14 protein-coding genes and 7 pseudogenes are annotated in these 25,505 nt (G+C 57.8%); 11 read left to right on the top strand and 10 right to left on the bottom strand.

Annotation, left to right across the window (positions count from 1 at the left end; all coding sequences use genetic code 11):
- The first annotated feature begins 86 nt into the window (after window positions 1-86).
- Complete coding sequence (locus tag CES87_RS00935; protein WP_128604565.1) at window positions 87-4,679, top strand: dermonecrotic toxin domain-containing protein; 4,593 nt, start codon at window positions 87-89, stop codon at window positions 4,677-4,679.
- Window positions 4,680-4,719: 40 nt separating this feature from the next.
- Here CES87_RS00935 and CES87_RS00930 read toward each other — a convergent pair.
- A pseudogene (locus CES87_RS00930) lies at window positions 4,720-6,269 on the bottom strand (PLP-dependent aminotransferase family protein).
- Between the two features lie 92 nt (window positions 6,270-6,361).
- Between CES87_RS00930 and CES87_RS00925 the strand changes: the two are divergent.
- The 3 genes and pseudogenes from CES87_RS00925 (at window position 6,362) to CES87_RS00915 (ending at window position 8,129) form a co-directional block, all read left to right on the top strand.
- The gene (locus CES87_RS00925; protein ID WP_128604564.1) at window positions 6,362-6,985 is read left to right on the top strand and encodes an FMN-binding negative transcriptional regulator; all 624 of its coding nucleotides are present in this window, start codon (window positions 6,362-6,364) and stop codon (window positions 6,983-6,985) included.
- A gap of 9 nt (window positions 6,986-6,994) precedes the next feature.
- Window positions 6,995-7,441, top strand: coding sequence for an N-acetyltransferase (locus tag CES87_RS00920; RefSeq protein WP_128604563.1), 447 nt, complete (start codon window positions 6,995-6,997; stop codon window positions 7,439-7,441).
- 17 nt (window positions 7,442-7,458) lie between these two features.
- Window positions 7,459-8,129: pseudogene (locus tag CES87_RS00915) on the top strand (GNAT family N-acetyltransferase).
- A gap of 135 nt (window positions 8,130-8,264) precedes the next feature.
- Here the strand turns inward: CES87_RS00915 and CES87_RS00910 are convergent.
- Window positions 8,265-8,543 carry a helix-turn-helix domain-containing protein gene (locus CES87_RS00910; RefSeq protein WP_128604562.1) on the bottom strand — a complete coding sequence of 93 codons (279 nt, stop codon included), beginning with the start codon at window positions 8,541-8,543 and terminating at the stop codon, window positions 8,265-8,267.
- A pseudogene (locus CES87_RS00905) lies at window positions 8,540-9,890 on the bottom strand (type II toxin-antitoxin system HipA family toxin). The gene CES87_RS00910 and the pseudogene CES87_RS00905 overlap by 4 nt, the downstream one beginning before the upstream one ends.
- 479 nt (window positions 9,891-10,369) lie before the next feature.
- Between CES87_RS00905 and CES87_RS00900 the strand changes: the two are divergent.
- Window positions 10,370-11,398: pseudogene (locus CES87_RS00900) on the top strand (autotransporter domain-containing protein); the annotation flags it as partial.
- Window positions 11,399-11,617: 219 nt separating this feature from the next.
- Here CES87_RS00900 and CES87_RS32775 read toward each other — a convergent pair.
- The 4 genes and pseudogenes from CES87_RS32775 to CES87_RS32765 form a co-directional block, all read right to left on the bottom strand.
- Window positions 11,618-11,674 carry a hypothetical protein gene (locus CES87_RS32775; protein WP_256590816.1) on the bottom strand — a complete coding sequence of 19 codons (57 nt, stop codon included), beginning with the start codon at window positions 11,672-11,674 and terminating at the stop codon, window positions 11,618-11,620.
- Between the two features lie 9 nt (window positions 11,675-11,683).
- Window positions 11,684-13,425 (bottom strand): annotated as a pseudogene (oadA, locus tag CES87_RS00895) (sodium-extruding oxaloacetate decarboxylase subunit alpha); the annotation flags it as partial.
- An 11-nt stretch (window positions 13,426-13,436) separates the two neighbouring features.
- Window positions 13,437-13,892, bottom strand: coding sequence for a hypothetical protein (locus CES87_RS32770; protein ID WP_256590815.1), 456 nt, complete (start codon window positions 13,890-13,892; stop codon window positions 13,437-13,439).
- A 60-nt stretch (window positions 13,893-13,952) separates the two neighbouring features.
- Window positions 13,953-14,851: pseudogene (locus tag CES87_RS32765) on the bottom strand (biotin carboxylase N-terminal domain-containing protein); the annotation flags it as partial.
- 191 nt (window positions 14,852-15,042) lie between these two features.
- On the opposite strand from CES87_RS32765, the gene CES87_RS00885 reads away from it, so the two are divergent.
- Window positions 15,043-16,005, top strand: a complete 963-nt coding sequence (locus tag CES87_RS00885) for a LysR family transcriptional regulator (RefSeq protein WP_128604560.1) — start codon at window positions 15,043-15,045, stop codon at window positions 16,003-16,005.
- Here the strand turns inward: CES87_RS00885 and CES87_RS00880 are convergent.
- A complete protein-coding gene (locus CES87_RS00880; RefSeq protein WP_128604559.1) occupies window positions 15,947-16,159 on the bottom strand; it encodes a PA3496 family putative envelope integrity protein in 213 nt (70 codons plus the stop codon). The two genes, CES87_RS00885 and CES87_RS00880, sit on opposite strands and share 59 nt — an antisense overlap.
- Window positions 16,160-16,400: 241 nt before the next feature.
- Window positions 16,401-17,267, bottom strand: coding sequence for a transcriptional regulator HexR (hexR, locus tag CES87_RS00875; RefSeq protein WP_008027445.1), 867 nt, complete (start codon window positions 17,265-17,267; stop codon window positions 16,401-16,403).
- 339 nt (window positions 17,268-17,606) lie between these two features.
- Here hexR and CES87_RS00870 point away from each other — a divergent pair, with 339 nt between their 5' ends.
- Window positions 17,607-17,921: a hypothetical protein gene (locus CES87_RS00870; RefSeq protein WP_128604558.1), complete on the top strand. Its 315-nt coding sequence runs from the start codon at window positions 17,607-17,609 to the stop codon at window positions 17,919-17,921.
- Between the two features lie 54 nt (window positions 17,922-17,975).
- Here CES87_RS00870 and CES87_RS00865 read toward each other — a convergent pair.
- A pseudogene (locus tag CES87_RS00865) lies at window positions 17,976-20,845 on the bottom strand (putative bifunctional diguanylate cyclase/phosphodiesterase).
- A 256-nt stretch (window positions 20,846-21,101) separates the two neighbouring features.
- On the opposite strand from CES87_RS00865, the gene uvrD reads away from it, so the two are divergent.
- The 4 genes from uvrD (at window position 21,102) to CES87_RS00840 (ending at window position 25,486) form a co-directional block, all read left to right on the top strand.
- On the top strand, window positions 21,102-23,285 hold the full coding sequence (uvrD, locus tag CES87_RS00860; RefSeq protein WP_128604557.1) for a DNA helicase II: 2,184 nt from the start codon (window positions 21,102-21,104) through the stop codon (window positions 23,283-23,285).
- Between the two features lie 159 nt (window positions 23,286-23,444).
- A complete protein-coding gene (locus tag CES87_RS00850) occupies window positions 23,445-23,885 on the top strand; it encodes an EamA family transporter (RefSeq protein ID WP_128604556.1) in 441 nt (146 codons plus the stop codon).
- A gap of 179 nt (window positions 23,886-24,064) precedes the next feature.
- Window positions 24,065-24,943 carry a Tim44 domain-containing protein gene (locus CES87_RS00845; RefSeq protein WP_128604555.1) on the top strand — a complete coding sequence of 293 codons (879 nt, stop codon included), beginning with the start codon at window positions 24,065-24,067 and terminating at the stop codon, window positions 24,941-24,943.
- A 135-nt stretch (window positions 24,944-25,078) separates the two neighbouring features.
- Window positions 25,079-25,486: an SMI1/KNR4 family protein gene (locus tag CES87_RS00840; protein ID WP_014720555.1), complete on the top strand. Its 408-nt coding sequence runs from the start codon at window positions 25,079-25,081 to the stop codon at window positions 25,484-25,486.
- Window positions 25,487-25,505 lie beyond the last annotated feature (19 nt).

Raw genomic sequence — 25,505 nt, 5'->3', positions numbered from 1 at the left:
GCAAGACTGCTGTAACCGCCCGATAACGTCCCCTGATCCCGCGCCGTGTCATCCACAGCGGCTCGCACACCCGTCAGGAGACGACCATGCCCGAAACCACCCTCCAAAAAGACAAAGATGTACTGACCGAGCTGGTCACTGGCCCCTCGATCAGTGAAGTTGCTGCGAATTTTCTGGGGGCCGCGCTTAACACGCTGTATCCGCTACTGAAGATCGATCCGACACTCGCCACAGTCGTCACCCCGACCTGGGTTATTACTGAAGATCGCATTGTGCCCGGCCCTCACCTGTATGAATCCCTCACCAATGTGCTGGTGCGACTCGGATACGCGGGATCGACCGTGACTTACATCGACGGCGAACATTTTCTGACCCTGCATCCCGGTGTCGAACCGGTGGTTCAACTCGCGGTGAAAATCGATACGATCGGATGCCTCATCAATTCACTCGCCCCGCTGCTGTTCAATGCCTATCAGCAACAGCAGCTTGATTACTGGAACCAGGTGACGAGCCCGTCGACACCACGCTGGCATCAGCTCTCCAAGTCACTGCAAGACATCTGGAACCTCGACCCGACCCTGGACTGGAGCGAAGACGAAAAAGCCATGGTCAGCGCGGTGTTCAGCCATCCGGACCGCGCGACACGGCGTGCCCAGGACAAGTACCTGACCAAAGCCTGCCTGATCGACATCGACGACGTGGAAAACGGGGCGAGCAAACATTCGCAGATTCTGGATATCGCGGTGCTCGTGGGCACACTCGGCAACCGTACGTTTGTGCTCACGCACTCCATAGTTAAAGGATTCAAACGTTACGATTCTGTTGAGGCATTGGGTGAAACACTGCCCGCCCAGCAGGCTTCGCAGTGGCGCCTGTATGAGCCAGACGGCAATTTTTTCCACCACCAGGCCTGCGCGTTGATTGCCCTTGAGGCCCAGGCCATCGGCTCATTGAATACCGTTGACAGCACAGCCTCGCCGAGCCGTTCACCACAGGTCAACTCTCCACCAAGAAACTTCACTGACCTTGATGAACTGCCGTCGTCACACTTTCGCAAGGTTCAGGGCTTGATGCCGGACTGGCTGAATAATGCCTCACCAGCGGACCTCACCCGATACAGCCGGCATTTGATGGACTTAGCCAGTTTGCGTGAACAGGACGCGGGTAAAACCTTCCTCGACGACATTCCAGCGCTGCCGGACTTTGCGGTGCAGAGCCTGCGCGAGCAGATGATCAAAGACTATCCGAGCGCGTCGACCCTGAAGCTTGAGGACGTCGAAATCAGCATCACCAGTCTTGTCGTTATCGGCACTTTCGTCGTGCCCGCAAAGACTGAGACCCTCACGCTATCGCTGGTGGAACTTGCGCTGCAGAACCTGATTGCGGTCCCTTTGGGCAATAAGACGGTGCATTTCAAAAACGGCGAAGCAACACCGACGTGGATGAAGCCGGCGTACCTGGAAAAACTCGTGACGCAGGTGAATATCGGCGCGACTTACCCCGCGCTGATCAAGCGCAAACTACTCACCGATGCGCAGGAAACGTTGCGAAGGGTAGAACTCTATATCCCGCATCTGCGCATTCAGCTGCCGATGCAGGCGCTGCAATACAAGATCCGCGGTCAGGCCGGAATTGAGGAGCGCGGGTATCGATATGTCGTTGCGGCCATGCAGCAAAACCCTGCAGACCGCTTTGTCGACGGGGTGGAAGTCATTATTCGCCCGCTGGCACTCATTCCCGGGGACCGCACTGACAGCAAGGCCGATGAAGTCGCCAACATGTTTGTGATCGGGCCGCGACTCGCCACGCTGGGACCTTGCCTGCTCTACCGGCCGTTACTCGACCACCCGCTGCTGCAATATCCCAGCGAAGCGAATCTGTTGTATGCGATCAGGCAAAACAAAGACCTTCGCCAATCGATCCTGGCCTGGCTACCGGACAGTGTGCGCTTCAACTATTCCCAGTATGTCTTCCCCGGCGAGTTGCCTTCGGTCTGGACTGTGGCGCAATTACTGGTTGAGCCCACCTCGGTTCTGGCCAAGATGGGCAGCGTGGCGTTGAGCACGAAGTCGCTGGGTGAGAAACCTTTCCTGGCTTTGTTCAAAGCGAACGCCAACGCGATGGTCACGTTGGCTGACCGCCAATCGGTATCCAATGCCGAAGCCCGCTGGGCAACGCTCAAGAAAGGCGCGTGGATGCTTTTCAATATCGCGCTGCCCTTCCTAGGTCGCACGGCCGGTACGGCTGCCTGGATCTGGCAGATCATGGACGATCTGCAGGAAGCAACCGACGCCAACGAAAATGATGATCGCCAAGGTGTCTGGTCCGCCATGACCGACCTGCTGCTGACCCTGGGCATGGTGCTCGCCCATCAAGCGGCCGCTGGCCACAAACCCTCCACGCGAAAACCCGAAAAAACTACAACCGTACACCCTGCAACACAAACTGTGCCCGCCACCAAACCAACCGTGACTCGCCTGCCCGACTGGCAGGCAAGCCAACCTGCGGTGGCACATGAAACCTCTCTACATGCCCTCGGCACTTTGCCGCCCGGGGCTCTGGGTGCCGTGCTTGAAAGCCTGACCATTGCAGTACCTGCAGGACTGGCAGCGCCTTCGCTCGATCCCGGCCCCCACCAGCATCTCAGTGGACTCAACGGCAAGTGGTACGCGAAGGTCGGTCGACGCTGGTTCGAAGTCATGCTGAACGACAACGATGCAGTGCAGATCATCGATTCACGGCAAACCCCTGCGGTGAAAGGCCCTCTCCTGATTCATTCGGCGAAGGGAGAGTGGTTCATCGACACGCGCCTTAGGCTACGTGGCGGCGGTCGTCGAAAAGCCCTTGAGCGCGCCAACCAGCGACGCAAGGAAGACTTGAAGCAACAACTGAAAGCGTTTGATGGCCGCAAGCTGGAGTTGCAAAAGGAACTGGAAACAGCAGAAAAAGCCGCTACCGATGCCGATCACCAATCCCTGATCGAAACATTGGATTCACAGTTGACGACTTACGGCACCTACATTGAACAACTCAAGACTTACAACGCCCTTGAGCCCATCCCGAACTATCGCCCGGTCATTGTCAGTTGCCTTGAACTCCAGCTATCACTGACACAGAAATGGTTCATTTGCCAAAACCGTATTTTCGGTGAACGTATGCGCCAATCCCTTGCGCTGCTGGACCAGAATGAGGTCGAAGGTCCGCAGACGCCACGCCAGATTCATCAGCTCACGAGCGACCTGACACAGGGCTTTATCGACAAGATCGAATTTGCTGGAGCTCGAATCGAAGAACTGACGCGCCTCGGTAAGGAAGCCTGCGAAGTGGCCCGTGAATACACCGCACAATTGCCGACGTTCAAGCTGCAGGATCTGAAACTATTCCAGATCAGTATTGCTCAGGAGCTATGTCTCAAAGACAGCACCCCGGCCGACCTGGCGCCTGCACGGCAGACAATCGAAAACCTTGTCGAAGATGCCGGCCTCACCATTCAGTCTTCTCTAGACCTCGCTGCCGACGCAGAGACACTCGCGCTGCTCGAACGAATCGACGGTTTCAACGATCTGGTGGAGCAATTTGCAACCCTGGACCAACGGATTGCCGATCTGTCCGAAGAGTTTCCCGAGCAATTGCTGGACGCACCACTGCAACTGATGCGCGAGCGGATCAAGGCATTCAACGAGCCCACGGCGAAGCAACTCGCGGACCTGTTGCACGAACGCAGGATGCTTGAGCCGACGGCGGGACCGTCACGTCCTGCGCTGCCTCGCAAACGCATCATCAAAACGCGCTTCAAAGGGACTGTGGTCGGCACCCCCCGCCAGCGATTGGCCGGCGATGAAATTGATTTGTTCGACGTGACATCACCGCTGACTGGAAAGGTCATCGCGACGTTTCGTGAAAAAACACCCGGTAACTGGCTCGAACATGTGAAGGATCAGGCCCCGCCGACGATGCCCATACGCCCCAATCTGGACGTCAGTATCCAGCAGGGCCAAATGTTACTGAATCAATTGCAGCCCTTTACCCGTCGAACCGAAACACATGCTAATCAGGCCGGGCGTATTCCTGTGGAAATCGAGGAGATGTTCAAGCAACAGGCCTCTCGGATGACGGAAGCGGCCGACGCAATCGACAAGGCCCTGATCGACCTGAACGCCACCGAAGGCGGCCAGACTTCAGCCGTCAACGTGGTGAAGCAACTCAATGATGAAGCGACCATTCTTTACGCAAAGGGTCGCCTCACCCGAATCACCATAATCAAACGACAACTACCGACCGCCGCCCGTGTTGAATGGCTGCACGGCGAAGGACTGGTGGACATCGTCAAGACTCCAGGTCGAAACCGGCTCAAAGGACACAGAAAGGACTTTCTGGAAGAGTATGAAATTCGTGAGCGTGGCACTGGTTCAGGCACTGGATCCAGGAAGGCTGGCGACGCTAATGGCGCTGTACTTTGGTACGCGCACTTTCATTATCCCAAACTTGAAACGCCTGACGAGGGCTATACCGCAGCCCACCTGAAAACCGCATCACAACGCAGGTTAGGTGGTGGATATGATCTGCGAACAACCACATCCAATAGCGAGCTGATCGCGATCTATCGCAGCGAAATCAGCCCGCAACTGGCCAAAGCACTGTTCTTGCAGAAGCCAAAGCCCTCCTCCTCGAAACCCTGAGCCAACTAAAAGGCAAGACCCGTGATTGACGCGGGTCTTTTCAACGGCGCCAAACTTTTTCCAGTCGTCCTAATGCAGCACTGATGGCCGCTTCAGGCACCGCCGCGAAACCCAGGACCAGCCCGGCGCGCTGGTCCACCGGTTTTTGCGTATCTGGCAGCCAGTAACTGCTCAGCGCATTGATTTCAACATCGACGCTCATGGCTTTTTCAATCAGTTCTTGCTCACGAGCCTGAGTGTCGACTGCAACCGTTAAATGCAGCCCCGCCGCAACACTCGGCAGGCTGCCGATACCTGGGATGTTCTGGGGCCAACCGCTCAGCAACGTGTTACGACGACTCAATGCAGCACGACGCATGCGACGGATGTGGCGCTGGAAGTGGCCGGCGGCCATGAACTCGGCCATCACCGCTTGGGTGCTGACCTCGGAGTGCCGCACGTCCACCGCTCTACGTTGAGAAAATGCCTGCGTGAGCGCTGGCGGCAACACCAGATACCCCAAACGCAATGCCGGGAAGGCCACTTTGCCAAATGTCCCGACGTACAAAACCCGACCCTGCCGATCAAGCGCCGCCAACGGTGCCAGTGGCGCGCCGCTGTAACGGTATTCGCCATCGTAGTCGTCTTCGACGATCCAGCCCTGAGTGCGCTCGGCCCAGGCCAGTAATTCCAGACGTCGCGCCAGGCTCATGACCACGCCAGTCGGGTACTGATGCGAAGGTGTGACATAGGCCAGGCGACAATCGCCGAGCGCAGTCAATTCAGCGCAGTCGATGCCCTCGCCGTCCACCGCCACTCCGTGCAGGCGCGCCCCGGCCACGGCGAAGGCATGACCGGCGGCCCGATACCCCGGATTTTCAATCGCCACCCCGTCGCCCGGTTCCACCAGCAACTGTGCACAAAGGCTAATCCCCTGCTGCGCACCACTGGTGATCACAATTTGTTCAGCCGTGCACTGCATGCCACGGGAACTGCGCAAGTACGCGGCGATGAGCCCACGCAAACGCTCGTCACCTGCGGGGTCGCCATAACACAACTGCTGTAGTTCCGGTTTGCGCCAGAAAGCCGCATTCAGCTTGGCCCAGACCTCAAAAGGAAACAGATCGAACGCTGGAACCCCCACTCGAAATGCGCGCGGCGGACCACTTGGCGGCAGAGCTAAATGGTTGTTTCAACGCGCCCCAGAGCGCCGCTGTGGATAACTTTACTGGATGAAATCACAGGTAAATCTAACCAATTTGTGGATAAGGCTGTGGGTAAGCCTGTTGAAAACCCTGTGGATACTTTTGTGGATAGTTTTTTCCCCGGTAACGTTGTCTGGGGCAGTTGCGCAACATAAGTCCCGTCGCCAACGCGTCCCTCGATAAACCCTTCGGCGTAGAGTTGATCGTAGGCACGTACCACGCTGTTGCGGGAAATCGCCAACGCCGCGGCCAGATCCCGACTTGCGGGCAATCGCGTGCCGCTGGCCAGTCGTCCGTCCAGTACACGTAATCGCAATGCCTGGTAGAGCTGTCGACTCAGGCCCTGGCGGCGATCGAGTTCGATACCGGCCGGGTTGAACGACAGGGACAGCGGTTCGCTATGCATTTCAATGGACCTATGAAATTGGTCATTAATGGCTCTTACAACAGACCAATAGCCTGCCTAGGATGCAAGCATTCGCCAAGGAAAATCTCGCCATGTACACGCCCCGCGCTTTTGCCATCGATGAGTTGTCCCAACTGCACGAGCTGATCCTCGCCACCCGCCTCGCCATATTGGTGACCCACGGCGAACACGGTTTGCAAGCCAGCCATGTACCCGTGTTGCTCCATCGCGAACAAGGTCCAAAGGGCACGCTGTACGGGCATCTGGCCAAGGCCAATCCGCAGTGGAAAGACCTGCGTGACGGCGCCGAAGCCTTGCTGATTTTCTCCGGTGCCGATGCCTACGTCAGCCCGGGCTTTTACCCAAGCAAGGCCGAGCACGGCAAAGTCGTCCCAACCTGGAACTACGTCGCCGTACATGCCTATGGTCGCGCCGAAACCTTCAGCGATGGCGGACGGCTGCTCGACATCGTCAGCACTCTGACTGATCGCCATGAGAGCGGCCGTGCTCAGCCTTGGAAAGTCGCCGATGCCCCCGCCGATTACATCGACGGCATGCTCAAGGCCATCGTCGGTTTCGCCGTGCCAATCGAACGACTGGACGGCAAGCGCAAGCTCAGCCAGAACCGTGACCCCGCCGACATCGCCGGCGTGCGCGAAGGGTTGGCCGCCAGCCCCGATGTGCACGACCACGCGCTCGCCCAATTGATGCGTTAAGGAATGAACATGAGTCAGATCGACATCCGCCAGGTCAGCGCCGACGACCACGGCGCCTGGCTGCCGCTGTGGCAGACCTATCTGCGTTTCTACAAAACCGAATTGCCCGAGACTGTGACTGACAGCACCTGGCAGCGCATGCTCGACCCCAACGAGCCCACTCACGCCGCGCTGGCCTGGGCTGATGGCAAAGCGGTGGGCATGGTGCATTTCATCTACCATCGTTCGAACTGGAGCATCGAAAACTCCTGCTACCTGCAAGACCTGCTGGTGGCACCCGAAACCCGCGGCACCGGCGTCGGTCGCCAGTTGATTGAATTCGTCTACACCACAGCCAGAGCTGACGGCTGCAACAAGGTGCACTGGCTAACCCACGAAACCAACGCCACCGCGATCCAGCTCTACGAGCGCGTCGCCGAACGCCCTGGTTTCATCCAGTTTCGCAAAGCCATTTAAGGTTCAAGGAGAACAGCATGTCTACTTCACTCGCCGACTGGAAAGGCGTCCCGGCGCCAACAGTGCAAACGATCGAAGGGCGTTTCATCCGCCTGGAAAAACTCGACCCGGCACGCCACGGCGACGGTTTGTTCAAAGCCCTGCAAGGCCCCGGCGCCGACCCAAAACTTGGGATTACTTGCCATACGGCCCGTTCCCGGAACGCAGCGTCTTCAATGATTGGTTGAACAACCACGCCGCCAACAGCGACCCGTATTTCTTCAGCGTGATCGATCGCGCCAGTGGCGACGTGCAAGGCATCCTCAGTCTGATGTCCATCGTTCCGGCCCAGGGCCGCATCGAAATCGGCCACGTCACCTTCGGCGCCCCGATGCAGCGTTCGCCGAAAAGCACTGAAGCGGTTTACCTGCTGGCCAAAGAGTCGTTCGCCTTGGGCTACCGGCGCCTTGAATGGAAGTGCAACAACGGCAACGCCCGCTCCAAATACGCGGCCGAGCGGTTGGGCTTCAGCTTTGAAGGGGTGTTTCGCCAACACATGGTGGTAAAGGGGCAGAACCGGGATACCGCCTGGTATTCGATTCTGGACTCGGAATGGCCAGCGATTGGCGCGGGGTTCGAGAAGTGGTTGAGCGATGAAAACCAGACGGATTCGGGACAGGTGAAAACGCTGGCTGAGTGCCGCGGCTGATCAATTGAGGATCAGCAACGTCTGATCTCTGTAGGAGCCGGCTTGCTGGCGATAGCGGCGTGTCAGTTGACACTTATGTTGCGTGAAGCTCCGCCATCGCCAGCAAGCCGGCTCCTACAAATGACCGGCGCAGTTTCAGCTGATATCACGCCGAATTCGCACTACACCCATCTTCAATCCAAAAGGGCGGAATACTGCGTTCAGCGACTTCAGCGTCTGGTTCCCTTCCCCATGCTCGATATGCACCAGTGTGCGTACCGAGATTTTGCACATCTTGGCAAATTGGGTCTGATGCAGGCCGGTAACTTCCACTCGCAGGCGTCGGACAGCTTCACCGATTTCAATCGAGCCCTGGGTGAGCCCTTCTTGAATGTTTTCTATGAGCACCGTGCGCTCGGCAACGGTCATGCTCATTTCAGGTCCCACTCTTTCAAACGTTGCTCCAGATTTTTAATGCTATGCGCGGATGATTCATTGTCACCGCAGGCAATCCACTGGTAGCCAAAATGTCGGGAAGTGCCGCCAAACGTAGCGCATCCTCACGCAAACGCTCGAAAGAGTCTGTCGCGTCAGCCAATCCTGCCAATGGATCATCCGGATCAGCGATATCAGCTAGCGCACGACATACTCCACGCCAATCGACATCCCCTGCCCTCTCCAGCTCTTTTGGCCACTTGGTCGTGCGGGTCACACCTTCGTCATCCATCACCATTGGCGCCAAATCATAAATTGGCGCCAAACGAAACGAGTCCGTATCCCGGATGATTGCGGTGTTGCGACCATGGTTATCCGAATTTCCGAGTATTTTGTTGATTAAATCCCGACGCAAGTAGTCGGCAACAAGATCCGGAATCCGATTCGCCTGCCCCACTTCACGCCAAAGCCCGGCAAGCATGCGGATTACCTCCATGTGGTTCATCGCACTTCCAGGCTGAGTAACGTTCGCCAGCGAATAAACCGACTCTACGGCAAAACGCTTTATTCCTTGGTCGGTTACCTGCCGATCAAAACGCTGCATCCACAAGCTGGGCTTGGTTGCTTCCTCTAACGCCAACCCTTCTTCAGCAACTGTTTCGATACCTAGGGTCTGCAGAGCTTTGTAGTAGTGGTATTCACTTCGGAGGATGTCTTGATCAGTCTGATTTCCTTTATTGCGAGCAAACTTCACAAACCAATGCTGTGTGACTTCCGCGTCGTCCAGCACTGCATCCGGGTACAAAAGGCCGCTCTTGTTTTCAGCCAACAAAAGCTTCGGAGCCTCGCCTCCAGCCCCTGTTGCACCGCCAATAGCAGCACCTAACTCATAGGCGTACTCGAGGAATCGGTTGTCACGACGGATGACATCCTGACGTTCAAACCCGATGGGCTCCCGCTCGTCCACTGCCTCGGCAGATTCCTTTATCCGCATGTTACCGATAGGGCCGGAGTGCTTCGACCCAGCAGGTAAAGATCGGCGCTGATATCTGTGGGCTTACCTTGTCCCAAGCGTGCTAGAAGAAACCTTTTCGCGGCTCCCGCAGGTGCAATGTCATGCACGAATGCTGGCGCGCCGGAACGCCGACTATCCCAATCCAATGGGAGTCTTGCACTCACCGCCTTGGAAAACGGGGACCCTATGAATTCATGGTTATCGACGAGATAACTCGTCTCGTAACCGAAATTGCATCGGCTTTCGAAGCCGTTTTCAGGTTTATCAAAGCTCAAGACCATGGCGTCGGACCATTGCCCCGCCGTAAAAACCTGCAATGTCAGGTTGTACATGCTTTTTTACCTGCATTTAAATGCATTTCTTGAAGAGTCCTATCAACTATAAACGCAATATAATGCATTCAAGACAAATCAACAGCATTTGTACACGCAATAAAATGCATACAGACGGTAATTCCTCGTCCTCTAACTGCAATATAATGCAGTTTTAGTGATGACACCTAAACGCGGTCGGAAGCCATCCTGAAAAATGAAACCGCAACGTTCCGCTGAGCACAGCCTCAATTGTCGTAGGAAAAACAGTCAGCCCGAAAACGACAAATGCTGCCGCATTTGTGCAGCTGCTTTTTTTCCTCAGCAATCTCCGATATTCCTCGCACGATTGCCGGAAGCGCCTGACATCGGCACCTGTAACCCCACTTTAGAGTTTGGCCTCCTGTTACCAGAGGCCGAAATCGATGCCCGCTCAACACACGTACCGACCAAAACACCTCGTCCTGGCTAACGCACTTGCCTTCGGCTGGGTTGAATTTGCGACTGCACAATCCACGGCGGAGCCAACCGCAACAGCTCCCTGGATCATCGAACTACTGACCGGTGACAGCAACGCCAACCTCGCAAAGGCTACTTTGAATAGCGACGGGCCAATCAGCGCCACTCTCCTCTCCGCCATGCGTCAACTGGACAGTGCCGGTGATTTCAGCAATCAGAACAACACGCCTCGGCTGGCGGCTGGCAGCGACGCCAACGGACGAGTCTGGCTTCAGGTGCTGGGAAGCAGCGGAAAACTGAGTCGTGACTATGACCCGCTACAACACTCCACCCAGGGACTGGTACTAGGTGCCGACTGGCCGGTCGATGAGCAATGGAGTGTCGGTGTGATGGGCGGCAGCTCCCGGACTCGTCAGAAAAGCAATGAACTCGACGGCGATCTGGACAGCTGGCATCTGGGTGCTTACGCCCTTCGCCAGGATGGCCCGATGTCCTTGCGCCTGGGTGTGACACACAATAACCACGCCGGAGCCAGCGCACGCCGGGCCGAATTCTATGAGGTCCAGGATCGTCCCAAGGGCCGTTACAATGCCAATACCCAACAAGCCTTTGCGCAGGTGGGGTACAACCTGGGGCGCGCCGGGGTCAATATCGAACCGTTTGCGAGCCTTGGGTATCAACGGTATCAACGCGACAGCTTCACGGAAAAAGGAGGCGCCGCAGCGCTGAAAGTGCACGGGCAATCCGAGGAATACTTCAGCAGCACATTCGGCTTGCGTCTGGCGAAGCTCAATACGCTGGGTAACGGTATGCAACTGACTCCACGCGTCAGCGCAGGCTGGAAATACACGTACGGCGAGGTCTACACCGAAACCAGACAACGTCTTGTCACGGGCGACAATGACTACAGCGTCTACAGCGCCCCGCTGGATCGTGACAAGCTGATGGTCGACGCCGGGGTGGATCTCAGGCTTTCCCCGCGTAATACAGTTGGCGTAGGCGTCACGGGTGAAATGGGCAGCGATAGCCGCAATCACGGATTGATTGGGCAGTGGCAGATGAGCTTCTGATCAACCCTCACCGCCGTCACAGAATCAATGCAGTACCTGTGGGAGCGGGCTTGCTTGCGAATGCGGAGGGTCAGCCTATACAAATGCTGAATGTGATACCGCTTTCGCGAGCAAGCCCGCTCCCACAGGTATGCGGCGTTTCCATGAACGGATTTGCAGACATAAAAAAAGGGAGCACATGCCCCCCGAGGTTTAAAGCGTTGTATCGCGACTGTTAACTCAGCCTTCGATCTCGATCAGGATCTCGCCCGGATTCACCCGGTCGCCCTTGGCCACATGGATGGCGGTGACTTTGCCAGCGATGGCTGCCTGGACTTCGGTTTCCATCTTCATCGCTTCGGTGATCAGTACGGCCTGACCCGCCTTGACGGTGTCGCCTTCCTTGACCAGCACATCGACGATGTTGCCCGGCATGGTGGTGCTGACGTGGCCCGGTGCAGTCGCTTGTTTGCGCTTGCTGCTGCCACCGCTGACGAATTCGTTGAGCGGTTCGAACACCACTTCTTCCGGCATGCCATCGATGGACAGGTAGAAGTGACGCTTGCCTTCCGCCTTCACGCCAACACCAGTGATGTCGACGCGGTAGGTTTCGCCGTGGACGTCGATGACGAACTCGGTCGGCACGCCTTCACCACCTGCGGAAGCCACGCGGCCGGCTTCAGGAATTGGCAGCAACACTTCTGGCGTCAGGGTGCCGGCAGCGCGCTCTTCGAGGAACTTGCGGCCGATGTCCGGGAACATGGCGAAGGTCAGCACGTCTTCTTCAGATTTGGCCAGGGCACCGATGTCGGCACGCAGCTTGGCCATTTCCGGCTTGAGCAGGTCGGCCGGACGGACGTCGATCACTTCTTCGCTGCCGATGGCCTGGCGACGCAGTTGCTCGCTCACAGTACCCGGTGCTTTGCCGTAGCCGCCTTGCAGGTACAGCTTCACTTCGTTGGTGATGGTCTTGTAGCGCTCGCCGGCCAGCACGTTGAAGAACGCCTGGGTGCCGACGATCTGCGAGGTCGGGGTCACCAGCGGAGGGAAGCCGAGGTCTTCGCGAACACGCGGGATCTCTGCCAGCACTTCGCTCATGCGATTCAGCGCGCCCTGCTCTTTGAGCTGGTTGGCCAGGTTGGAGATCATGCCGCCCGGAACCTGGTTGACCTGCACGCGGGTATCGACCGCGGTGAATTCGCTTTCGAACTGGTGGTACTTCTTGCGCACGGCGTAGAAGTACAGGCCGATTTCCTGGAGCAGTTCCAGATTCAGGCCGGTGTCGTATTCGGTGCCTTTAAGGGCGGCGACCATCGACTCGGTGCCCGGGTGGCTGGTGCCCGAAGCGAAACTGGAGATCGCCGTGTCGATGTGGTCGGCGCCGTTTTCAATTGCTTTGAGCTGGCACATGGTCGCCATGCCAGCGGTATCGTGGAGTGAATGAACACTGGCAACGACTGCTCGGCTTTCAATGCCCTGACCAGTTCGCCGGTGGCGTATGGGGTCAGCAAACCGGCCATGTCCTTGATCGCCACAGAGTCGCAACCCATGGCTTCCATTTGCTTGGCTTGTGCTACGAATGCATCGATGGTGTGCACCGGGCTGGTGGTGTAGGCGATGGTGCCTTGGGCGTGTTTGCCCGCCGCTTTCACCGCTTCGATGGCCACGCGCAGGTTACGCACGTCGTTCATGGCATCGAAGATACGGAACACGTCGATGCCGTTGACCGCTGCCTTGGCGACGAAGGCCCTGACCACGTCGTCGCTGTAGTGGCGGTAGCCCAGCAGGTTCTGGCCACGCAGAAGCATTTGCAGGCGCGTGTTAGGCAACGCTGCGCGCAGTTGGCGCAGACGCTCCCACGGATCTTCTTTCAGGAAGCGCACACAGGCGTCAAATGTTGCGCCGCCCCAGCACTCCAGCGACCAGTAGCCGACTTTGTCGAGCTTGTCGCAGATCGGCAGCATGTCTTCGGTGCGCATGCGGGTCGCGAGCAGCGATTGGTGGGCGTCGCGCAGGATTGTGTCGGTAACGTGGATTTTCTTAGTCATTGGAATATTCCTCACAGGCCTGCGTGGGCGGCGATGGCGGCGGCGATGGCCAGGGCCAGCTCTTCGGGTTTGCGCTTGATCGAGTAGTTGGTCAGTTCTGGGTGGCTTTCAACGAAGCTGGTGTTGAACTGGCCGCTGCGGAATTCCGGGTTACGCAGGATTTCCTGGTAGTACGCGGCGGTGGTCTTTACCCCTTGCAGACGCATGTCGTCGAGGGCTCGCAAACCACGGTCCATCGCCTCTTCCCAAGTCAGCGCCCACACCACCAGTTTCAGGCACATGGAATCGTAGAACGGCGGAATGGTGTAACCGGTGTAGATCGCCGTGTCGGTACGAACGCCGGGGCCGCCGGGTGCGTAATAACGGGTGATCTTGCCGAAGCTTGGCAGGAAGTTGTTTTTCGGGTCTTCGGCGTTGATCCGGAACTGCAGTGCGAAACCACGGTGCTGGATATCTTCCTGCTTCACCGAAAGCGGCAGGCCGGATGCAATGCGGATCTGCTCGCGGACAATGTCGATACCGGTGATTTCTTCGGTGATGGTGTGTTCCACCTGCACCCGGGTATTCATCTCCATGAAGTACACCTCGCCCTCGGCGAGCAGGAACTCCACGGTACCGGCGTTCTCGTAACCCACGGCTTTGGCCGCACGCACCGACAGGTCGCCGATATAGGCGCGCTGTTCCGGGTCAGCTGCGGACTCGGGGCAATTTCGATCAGCTTCTGGTTACGGCGCTGGATCGAGCAATCACGCTCGAACAGGTGCACCACGTTGCCAAAGCTGTCGCCGAGAATCTGCGCTTCAATGTGTTTCGGGTTGACGATGCATTTTTCCAGGAACACTTCCGCAGAACCGAAAGCCTTGGTAGCTTCGGAAATCACTCGCGGGAAAGCCTGTTCAAGTTCTTCGCGGCTGTTGCAGCGACGAATACCGCGGCCGCCACCACCGGAAGTGGCCTTGAGCATCACCGGATAACCAATGCGATCACCTTCTACCAGAGCCTCGGCGATGTCCGCGACGTTGCCTTCGGTGCCTGGAGTAACCGGCACGCCAGCCTTGATCATGCTGCGGCGGGCTTCGGTCTTGTCGCCCATTCGGCGGATGACCTCTGCCGATGGGCCGATGAATTTGATACCGCGCGCGGCGCAGATGTCCGCCAGCTCCGCGTTTTCCGAAAGGAAACCGTAACCGGGGTGCAACGCATCGCAACCGGTTTCCACGGCCAGGTTCACCAGCTTGCGCGGATTCAGGTAACCGGCCAGTGGCTCGGCACCAATGCTGTGGGCCTCGTCCGCACGTTTCACGTGAAGGGCATGGCGGTCGGCGTCGGAATAGATCGCGACTGAGCGAATGCCCATTTCGGCGCAGGCACGTACGATTCGTACGGCAATCTCACCACGGTTGGCGATCAGGATCTTTGTTATCACTTGGAATTTCCCTTGAGCCGGAAGTACCCACGACCTGCAAGACCCAGGTCGACGCGTGACCAAATGTTTCAATTTGGTCGCAGGCCCACACTAGCGCTCACAAGGGATTAACAAAAATGAATAATTATTGGGTCATGCATAAGTAAAGACTTATAGTTGATGAATCAGCCTGCGGTGAGAGCGCTCATAAAATGCGTAAGTCCTTGATGCGTATGACATTGCGTCAATTGCAGATCTTCAACGAGGTCTGTGATTTGAGGTCTTACAGCCGCGCAGCCGAAGAAATGTCCCTCACACAACCGGCCGTCAGCCTACAGATTCGTCAACTGGAAGAGCTGATCGGACAACCATTGTTCGATTACGTTGGCAAAAAACTCTACATGACGGAAGCAGCCGAAGCGCTGCAACGCGCCAGCCGGGACATTTTCGGGCGGCTGGAAAACCTAGACATGCAGCTTTCCGACATGCAGGGCTCGTTGCAGGGCCAGTTGAAACTCGCAGTGGAATCCAGCGCCAAGTACTTCGTCCCGCACCTGTTCGCCGCATTCAAGCGCCAGCACCCGGAGGTCAACCTGCAACTGACGGTGGTCAATCGCGGACAGGTGATACGGCGCCTCTCTGACAATCGCGATGACCTGGTGATCATGTCCATGGTGCCGCAAGACATGGGGCTGGAGTTCCTGCCGTTCCTCAACAACCCGATTGTCGCTGTTGCGCCACCCGATCATCCGCTGTGCCATATGGGACCGCTGCGCCTGCAAGATCTCGAACCTTACACGCTGCTGCTGCGTGAGCCCGGCTCCGGTACGCGTCTGGCTTGCGAGGAGTACTTCAAAGAGAAGCGCGTGCACTTCAACCAGACCCAGGAAGTCTCATCCGCCGAAGCCCAGCGTGAATGTGTGTTGGCGGGCCTGGGCGTTGCGCTGTTGACGCGCCACGCCCTGAACCTCGAACTGGCGACCGGCGGATTGATCGAGTTGCCGGTCGAAGAACTGCCGCTGTACCGTAGCTGGTGCCTGGTGCAAGCCAAGGCTAAACGGCTGTCACCGGTGGCCCACGCATTCCTTGCGTTTGTTCGCAGCGAGCGGGTGCAGATCAGCGGCCTGGTTGAACGCTTCGACGGGAAGCTGTCGAGGCAGCCTGCCAGTAATTGAGTTCGAACTCTTCAGGAAAATCGCCAATCTCGGCGAGAAGTTGACGCTTCTCGCAGCGATCTTCGATCGCACGGCGAAACTCCATGCGGCGTTGGTCTTCCTGCTGACGACGGGTTTTGACGGCGCTGTTGCGTTCTTCGTAGGGCTGAGCCATTTCGAGTCTCCCAGGGCGAGTGCGGGAGCTTCAAGATAGGCGCGAGGGATGACGGTTTGGCGGCTGGGGCGTTACAGACAGATGAAAATTTCGGCGTAATCAAGGACGCCTTCGCGAGCAAGCCCGCTCCCACATTTTATCTCTGTCGTACACAAATCCGTGTGTACCAGCAATTCAATGTGGGAGCGGGCTTGCTCGCGAATGAAGGTCGGAACGACCTTCCAGCCATTTCAGATCAGAATTAATCGTCCAGCGCTTTTACAGATTTAGGTGACAGCCGCAAGCTGCGAAGGCTGCGCTTGACGCTTTTGAGGTGGTTGACCAGGCTCGGCCCCCGCGCCATGGCCACACCCATCGCCAGCACGTCGATCACCACCAGATGGGCGATCCGAGAGGTCAGCGGCGTATAGATTTCGGTGTCTTCATGCACGTCGATCGCCAGGTTGACGGTCGACAACTCGGCCAACGGCGTCTGACTTGGGCACAGGGTGATCAGTGAAGCACCGCTTTCGCGCACCAGGTTGGCGGTGATCAGCAGATCCTTGGAACGCCCGGACTGAGAAATGCAAATCGCCACATCGGTCGGTTTCAAAGTCACCGCCGACATCGCTTGCATGTGCGGGTCGGAATACGCCGCTGCGGTCAGCAGCAAACGGAAAAACTTGTGCTGTGCATCTGCCGCCACTGCACCCGAGGCGCCGAAGCCATAGAACTCGACACGCTGGGCTTGGGACATCAGCGAAACCGCTCGCTGCAACTCCACCGGATCGAGCTTCTCGCGAACCTCCATCAGGGTGTGCAGAGTGGTGTCGAAAATTTTCAGGCTGTAGTCGGCGACCGAATCGTCTTCATGGATCGCGAACTGCCCGAAACTCGCGCCGGCCGCCAGACTCTGGGCCAGCTTTAACTTCAGGTCCTGGAACCCGGAACAGCCGATGGCGCGGCAAAAACGCACGATGGTCGGTTCACTGATGCCGACGCTATGGGCCAGGTCAGCCATGGAACTGTGCATCACGGCCGCGGGGTCAAGCAGCACGTGATCGGCGACCTTGAGCTCCGACTTGCGTAACAGGTGACGAGACTGGGCGATGTGTTGCAGCAGATTCAAGGGGATGGACTCTTTGTTATTGGCAGTTGCCGGGGATGTAGCACGCTTGTAGTTATACTACATGAATGGGCTTTTTGCCTGCTCAATGCGTAACCAGATCCCTCGATTTCAGGTGCTCGCGCCTCATGTAGCACTCGCGCTCGGTGCTCGAACACACCATCGCTACATGACTTGAAGAGCCGCGACCTCCCATCAAAGTTCTACCTGTCAATATTCATTCGATAATTACCGGAACATACAGCCTTACAAAGCCAGACTACAAAGTTCCCCTCCCGCTACTTCAGTTGTATATATTGACTCGGCAGGAAGCAATAACATTAATTACAGGAGTTACACACTATGAGCATTAAAACCAAAGACTGGACCGCACAAATTGACCGTATGCCTGGCGCAGCATCCTTCCGCACCTACGGCACCGTAACCGTTGCCCACGCTGGTGTTACGCCAAAACTGGAATACATGAAACTACAGGACCGATCATTCAATATTCGACTGGAACTCAAACTTGAAACCTCCAAAGAAGTTTCACTGCAGGTCGTAACCGAAAAACCTGTCGAATATAAAGTAATGGGTAATTCCAATGTCACTGGCGTCAGCATCTTCTACGAAGGCGATTTACTGCACCATATCGACAACATTATGATTACCGAATAACAGCACGTTCTCTTCCCGGCGGCTCTCGAAAAGGAACCGGCGGGAAGTTCCCCGTCATTCCATGCATTGTTCGCGCAGCAGCGCCACGAGCCGATCCGCCTCGACTGGACGACTGATCAGATACCCTTGCACCTCATCACACTGCTCATGCTTGAGAAATTCAAGCTGCTCGCACCGTTCCACCCCTTCCGCCACCACTTTGAGCGACAAGCCGTGCGCCATGGCAATGATTGCCCGGGTAATCGCCGCATCCTCAGTGCCCTCCCCCAACCCGCGAATGAACGCCTGATCGATCTTCACGTAATCCACCGGAATCCGTTTGAGGTAACTCAGTGATGAATAACCGGTGCCGAAGTCGTCAATCGCCAGCTTTACCCCTAGATCACGCAGCTGCTGGAAGGTCGCAATGATGTGCTCGACGCTGTCCAGCAACTGACTTTCGGTGAGTTCCAACTCCAGGTAGTGCGGCGCCAGCCCGGTTTCCTCCAGCACTTGCCGTACCAGACTGACCAGCTTGCCCTGGCGCAGCTGATGCACCGACAAATTGACTGAGACCCGAATCGGTTCAAGCCCCTGCCGCTGCCACTCGCAGGCTTGCCAGCAAGCCTGACGCAGCACGAACTCGCCGATCGGGCCGATCAGCCCGGTTTCCTCGGCCAGTCCGATGAAATCCCCCGGTGGCACGCGCCCCATGGTTGGGTGATCCCAACGAACCAGCGCTTCGGCGGCATTCAGCTTGCCTGTGGCGAGGCACAGCTTGGGTTGATAGAACACCTTTAACTGCTTCTCTTCCACGGCTTTACGCAGTTGGTTTTCCAGCTGCAAACGCTCCAGTGTGCTGGCTTGCAGGCTGTCGGTGTAGAACTGGAAGTTGTTGCCGCCCAGATGCTTGGCGTGCTGCATGGCCATGTTCGACTGGCTGACCAGCGCGGAAATATCCCTGGCGCTGTCCGGCAACAGACTGATGCCCATCGATGCGCTGACCACCAGTTCATGGCCCTCGACCGTCACCGGCAAGCGCAACTTGTTCGATAAGCGTGTCGCCACCCGCGCCAGGCTCGAAAGGTTGCCGTAGGAGTTGAACAGCACCGCAAACTCGTCGCCGGACAAGCGAGCGACGGTGTCAGCCTCCGGCAACGCGTTGACCAGTCGCCGGGCCATTTTCTGCAACAACTGGTCGGCGAATTCATGACCCAGACTGTCATTGAGCTGCTTGAAACGGTCCAGATTGATGTGCAGTAACGCCAGGCTGCGATACCCCCCTGGCGCACTCGCTGGTGCGCCTCGCTGAGCCGTTCGCGGAACATTGAACGGTTAGCCAGGCCGGTAAGCTCGTCGTAATGGGTCAAGTAGCGCATGCGCTCTTCGGATTCACGGCGCGCCGAAAGATCCGCGAAGAAGCCGACAATATGGCTGACTTTTCCCCGAGTATCTCGCACTGTATTCAGGTGCAGCCATTGCGGGTACATCTCACCATTCTTGCGGGTTTCCACCAGTTCGCCTTGCCAGCTGCCATGCTGTTCCAGGGCTTGATGAATGACTCCGAAATGGCGACGAGCATCGCGGCTGCACGGCAATTCGACGACGTTGCGCCCGAGCATGTCGCCAATCTCATAGCCAGTCACGCGGCTAAAAGCCTGATTAACCGCGATCAGTGCGTAATCGGGGTCGAGAATCACAATGCCTTCGCTGGCCGCCTCGAACACCGTCGCCGCCAATTGCTGCTGCTCTTCAAGTGCCTTGCTGACGCTGATGTCGCGGCGAGTGCCGACCATGCGAATCACCCGGCCGTTTTCGGCGCGTTCGACCGCTCGCCCGCGGTCCTCAATCCAGACCCAGTGACCATCGCCATGCCGCACGCGGTACTCGACCTGATAATCCTCGGTGCGGCCCTTCAAATGCTCGACCAGCGCCCTTCTCAGTGCAGGAAGATCCTCGGGATGCAGGCGTGGCTTGAGGTGGCGTAGCATCGCCGTCACGTATTCCGGCTCCAGGCCGAACAACTCCCTGATGTGCGTGTGGTGAACTTCGTCGGTTTGCAGGTTCCAGTCCCACAGCCCCAGCTCACTGGCCTTCAGCGCAAGCGCCAGGCGCGCCTCACTTTTGCTCAGCGCCTGATTGGCAACGTCCAGTTCACGGCTGCGTTGGGCGACGCGGCTTTCCAGATCGACCTGGATTTCGCGCAACTCCTCTTCGGCGCGCCGGCGCTGGTCGATTTCCTTTGCCAGCTTCTGATTGAGTTGATCACTACAGTTTTGCGCCTGCTGCAGATGCTCGATCAGCGCCTGATTCTGGAAACGCTGCAACAAGCCGTGATCGATCAGCCGATTGACCTGCCAGGCCACAACGCTCAATGCCCCCAGCAGAATCAGGCCGAACCAGCCCCACCCCTGTCCCTGCTCGTCGCCGTCCCAGAACAGATAAGCGATGGCGGGCAATAAACAGGGCAACGTGAATGACAGAAACGCCGGCAGGCTGACCGCGTAGGCCACGCTGGCCGAAAGGGCCGCTGCGCCGATCAGGCCGAAAACCCAGGCTTGTTGGATGAAATTGTCGGCGGGAACCAGCGCGATACCGGCTCCGGCCAGCGTCAGGCCGGTCAGACCCGAGCCCAGCAAGAACATGCGTAGCCAGATCGGATGGGCCTGACGGTTGGGAATCGCCGAATCGAAGGCTGCAACCTGAATCACCCGCAACGCCACCAGCGACAGCAGCCACACCAGCCAGACCGTGACCAGATAGTAGCGCTGCGGACTCCAGAGCAAACCGGCGCAGACCAGACCATTGATCAACATGAACAGTGTGGGAAGCAAAGAGCCCTGATACAGCAGGCGCGTGCGTTCGACCGCCATTTCCATGGCGTATTGCTTACGGATAACCCGGGGCTCCACAGAAGGGCCCGACAGGTCAGAGCTGAGGGTCATAGGCAATTTCTTGTTCTTATAATGATGAGCATGAGGCCCAAACGTCGCCGGAGCATACACAAGCAAGTGCCCGGACCAAACTGCTCCCGGTCAAAAAACAGACAAAATATCGAGCACCCGGCTCGGCCCGAAAGCCCCCCAGACGAGACCGGCCAACGCTTGCGGTCGTGACTGACCGGTCGTCCCGCACGCATCTTTCATCGGCTAAAGCAAAGCGGGGTTTGCCCGGTGTGGCCCCTCCCCCTAGAATGCCCCGATGCGCGATGATCTCTCCCTTCTGCTGAACTCCCTCAACGATGCCCAACGCCAGGCCGTAGCAGCCTCCGTGGGTCGTCAGTTGGTCCTGGCCGGTGCTGGTTCCGGTAAAACCCGAGTGCTGGTGCACCGTATCGCCTGGTTGATCCAGGTCGAAAACGCGTCGCCCCACTCCATCCTGTCGGTGACCTTCACCAACAAGGCCGCTGCCGAGATGCGCCATCGCATCGAGCAGTTGATGGGTATCAACCCGGCCGGCATGTGGGTCGGCACCTTCCACGGCCTGGCGCACCGCTTGTTGCGGGCGCACTGGCAGGAAGCCGGATTGAGCCAGACCTTCCAGATTCTCGACAGCGACGACCAGCAGCGGCTGGTCAAGCGGGTGATCCGCGAGCTCGGACTGGACGAGCAACGGTGGCCGGCCCGTCAGGCCCAATGGTTCATTAACGGGCAGAAAGACGAAGGTCTGCGCCCGCAACACATTCAAGCCAGCGGCGATCTGTTCCTGGCCACCATGCGCAGTATTTATGAAGCCTACGAGGCCGCGTGCTTGCGCGCCGGCGTTATCGACTTCTCCGAACTGCTGCTACGCGCCCTCGACCTGTGGCGCGATCACCCGGGGCTGCTGGCGCATTACCAGAAGCGCTTCCGGCACATCCTGGTGGACGAGTTCCAGGACACCAACGCCGTGCAGTACGCCTGGTTGCGCCTGCTGGCGAAGGGCGGTGACAGTCTGATGGTGGTGGGCGATGACGACCAGTCAATCTACGGCTGGCGTGGCGCGAAAATCGAGAACATCTACCAGTATTCCGACGATTTCCCGGATGCCGAGATCATTCGCCTGGAGCAGAACTACCGTTCCACCGCCGGCATCCTGAAAGCCGCCAATGCCTTGATCGCCAACAACACCGGCCGCATGGGCAAAGAGCTGTGGACCGACGGCGGCGATGGCGAAGCAATCAATCTGTACGCCGCGTTCAACGAACACGATGAAGCCCGCTACGTTGTCGAAACCATCGAAAGCGCGCTGAAAACCGGTCTGGCCCGCAGCGATATCGCAATTTTGTACCGCTCCAACGCCCAATCGCGCGTTTTGGAAGAAGCCCTGCTGCGTGAACGCATCCCGTACCGCATCTACGGTGGCCAGCGCTTCTTCGAACGGGCCGAAATCAAGAACGCCATGGCCTACCTGCGCCTGCTCGAAGGCCGTGGCAACGATGCCGCGCTGGAACGGGTGATCAACGTGCCGGCCCGTGGCATTGGCGAAAAAACCGTCGAGGCGATTCGCGACCATGCGCGTCACAGCGATGTGTCGATGTGGGAAGCGATGCGCCTGCTGGTAGCGAACAAGGGCCTTACCGGTCGTGCAGCCGGCGCGCTCGGCGCCTTCATCGAACTGATCGAAAACCTCGCCGCCAAGTGTATGGAAATGCCACTGCACCTGATGACCCAAACCGTCATCGAGCAGTCAGGGCTTATTGCTTACCACCAAGCGGAAAAAGGCGAAAAAGGCCAGGCCCGGGTAGAAAACCTTGAGGAATTGGTCAGCGCCGCGCGCAACTTCGAAAACAGCGAAGAAGACGAGGACCTGACGCCGCTGGCGGCGTTCCTCGGTCATGCGTCGCTGGAAGCTGGAGATACCCAGGCCGACGAGCACGAAGACAGCATTCAGCTGATGACCCTGCACAGCGCCAAGGGCCTGGAATTCCCCTACGTGTTCCTCGTGGGCATGGAAGAAGGCCTGTTCCCGCACAAGATGAGCCTGGAAGAGCCCGGTCGTCTTGAAGAAGAGCGTCGTCTCGCCTATGTCGGCATCACCCGGGCCATGCAGAACCTAGTGATGACCTATGCTGAAACCCGACGCCTGTACGGTAGCGAGACCTACAACAAGGTTTCGCGCTTCGTGCGCGAAGTGCCGAAAGGCCTGATTCAGGAAGTGCGGCTTTCCAACAGCGTCAGCCGTCCGTTCGGTGGTGGCCAGTCGATGAGTGGCGGCAACCTGTTCAGCGGCAGCGAGATTCCGCAAACCGGTTTCAGCCTGGGCCAGACTGTACGCCACTCGATCTTCGGTGATGGCGTGATTCTGAACTTTGAGGGTGCAGGCGCACAGGCTCGAGTTCAGGTTAACTTCAGCGAAGGCAGCAAGTGGTTGATGCTGGGTTACGCCAAGCTGGAAGCGATCTAACAGCCGCCAGAGATCTAATGTGGGAGCGGGCTTGCTCGCGAAAGCGGTATGTCAGTCACTATAGATGTCGCCTGACACTTTGCTTTCGCGAGCAAGCCCGCTCCCACAGGGGACCTGCGTTGTGTCGAAGATAATGTGGTCGATTGAGGGATGGACACCATGGGCTCGGGCTTCTTTTCTTCCTGGACATTCTGGGCGCTGTTGTCGGCTGCATTCGCGGCGTTGACCGCCATTTTCGCGAAGATTGGCATAGAAAACGTCAATTCAGATTTCGCCACGCTGCTGCGAACAGTGGTGGTGCTGGTCAGCCTGGCCTTGATTTTGTACGCGACGGGCCAATATCAGGCATTAGGATCGATTTCCGCTAAAAGCTATCTGTTCCTGCTGTTGTCTGGCCTGGCCACCGGTGCGTCGTGGATTTGCTACTTCCGCGCACTCAAAGTCGGCCCGGCGTCACTGGTCGCTCCGGTGGACAAACTCAGCGTGGTATTGGTAGCGGTGCTCGGCGTGATTCTGCTGGGCGAAAAGCTCGAACTGCGCCAGTGGGGCGGTATTGGTCTGATCACTGCCGGAGTCGTCATGCTGGTGCTTCGGCGCTAGGCATCTCTCCTACAGAACTTATCCACTCATCCTACAGACCAAAGTTAACAGGCCTTATTGCGCTGACTGAAGCTGAACTCGACCTGTCAGGCAAAAGCCCGAAACACTCTGCCGCTAGCCAGTAACACTTCAGCTGTGCAACATGGCGCGCGTGCCTTCCACAAATGGGAATTCCCTTTATGAAACGTTTTCTTAGCATCGCCATGGCGTTGTGCATCGGCCTGACGATGAGTCTCGACGTCAATGCCGCCAAGCGCTTCGGTGGTGGCAAAAGCGCCGGCGCTGCGCCGACTCACCAAACCAGCCAAATGGCTCCTTCTTCTCCAGGCATGGGCGGCGCCGCGGCGACCGCTGGTGCTGCCGGTGCCGCTGGCGCTGCTGCCAAGGCCGGCGGTGCTTCGCGCTGGCTCGGTCCTCTGGCCGGTATCGCTGCCGGTGGTCTGCTGGCGTCCATGTTCATGGGCGGCGGCTTCCAGGGTATGCAGATCTTCGACATCCTGATCATGGCGGTCATCGCGTTCCTGATCTTCCGTTTCATCGCCGCCCGTCGTCGCAAGCAGCAGGAGCAATACACTCCGGCCGGGCACGCGCCGATGCAGCGTGAAGCGTTCGAACAGAAGCCAGCCATGGGTTCGGTTTTCGGTGGTTCGGCTGCACCCGTTGCCGCACGTCCGGTGATCAATGCGCCAGCCTGGTTCAATGAAACAAGTTTCGTCGAAGCGGCCCGCAATCACTTCCAGTCCCTGCAACAGCACTGGGACGCCAACGAAATGGATAAGATTTCCGAGTTCGTGACCCCGCAGATGCTGGAGTTCCTCAAGCGCGAACGTGCCGATCTGGGCGACGGTTTCCAGTCCACCTACATTGATAACCTCAATGTACAACTGGAGGGTGTGGATGACCGCGCCGACAAGACCATCGCCACCCTGACCTTCAGCGGCGTGTCGAAAAACTCGCGTTTCGACCAGGGCGAAGTGTTCAGCGAAAGCTGGAACATGGAACGTGCCCAAGGCGAAAACCAGCCTTGGTTGGTGGCAGGTATCCGCCAAAACGGCTGATTACCCTGCGCGCTTATCACGCTGTAATAAAAACCCGGCTTGCCGGGGTTTTCTATTTCGCGGTTGCATCTATAGCGAGCTACTGTATAAACCGCCCCATATAAACCGCGCCATACAAGCAAGAGGATCCCGGACGTGGAAGAAATCATTGAACAACTGCGTGAAGCCAACGAACCGGTACCGGTCCCCTTGGAATTGCCCGACGAAGATCTGCTGGTCGAAATCGAAGAACAACTGTTCATCGACATTCCATTCGTCTTCAGAGAGTTTTTGCTGACCGTCAGCGATGTGGTCTACGGTAGCCTGGAACCGGTGACCGTCACCGACCCGCAGTCCCACACCTACCTGCCAGACGTTGCTGCCAACGCCTGGGACGCCGGTGTCGATCGCAGCCTGATCCCGATCTGCCAGGACGGTGACGACTACTACTGCGTCGAAGAAGACGGCACCGTGGTGTTGTGGTCTGCCGAAGAAGAACTGGTAACCGAAGAAACGTGGGAATCGGTTTGGCACTGGGCGCGGGACGTCTGGCTGGAAAGCTGATCAACGCGATCCCCACCCT

It is taken from the genome of Pseudomonas sp. ERMR1:02, assembly GCF_002277815.1.
In the GTDB taxonomy this organism is placed as follows: domain Bacteria; phylum Pseudomonadota; class Gammaproteobacteria; order Pseudomonadales; family Pseudomonadaceae; genus Aquipseudomonas.
This window is presented reverse-complemented; position numbering and strand designations above follow the sequence as displayed.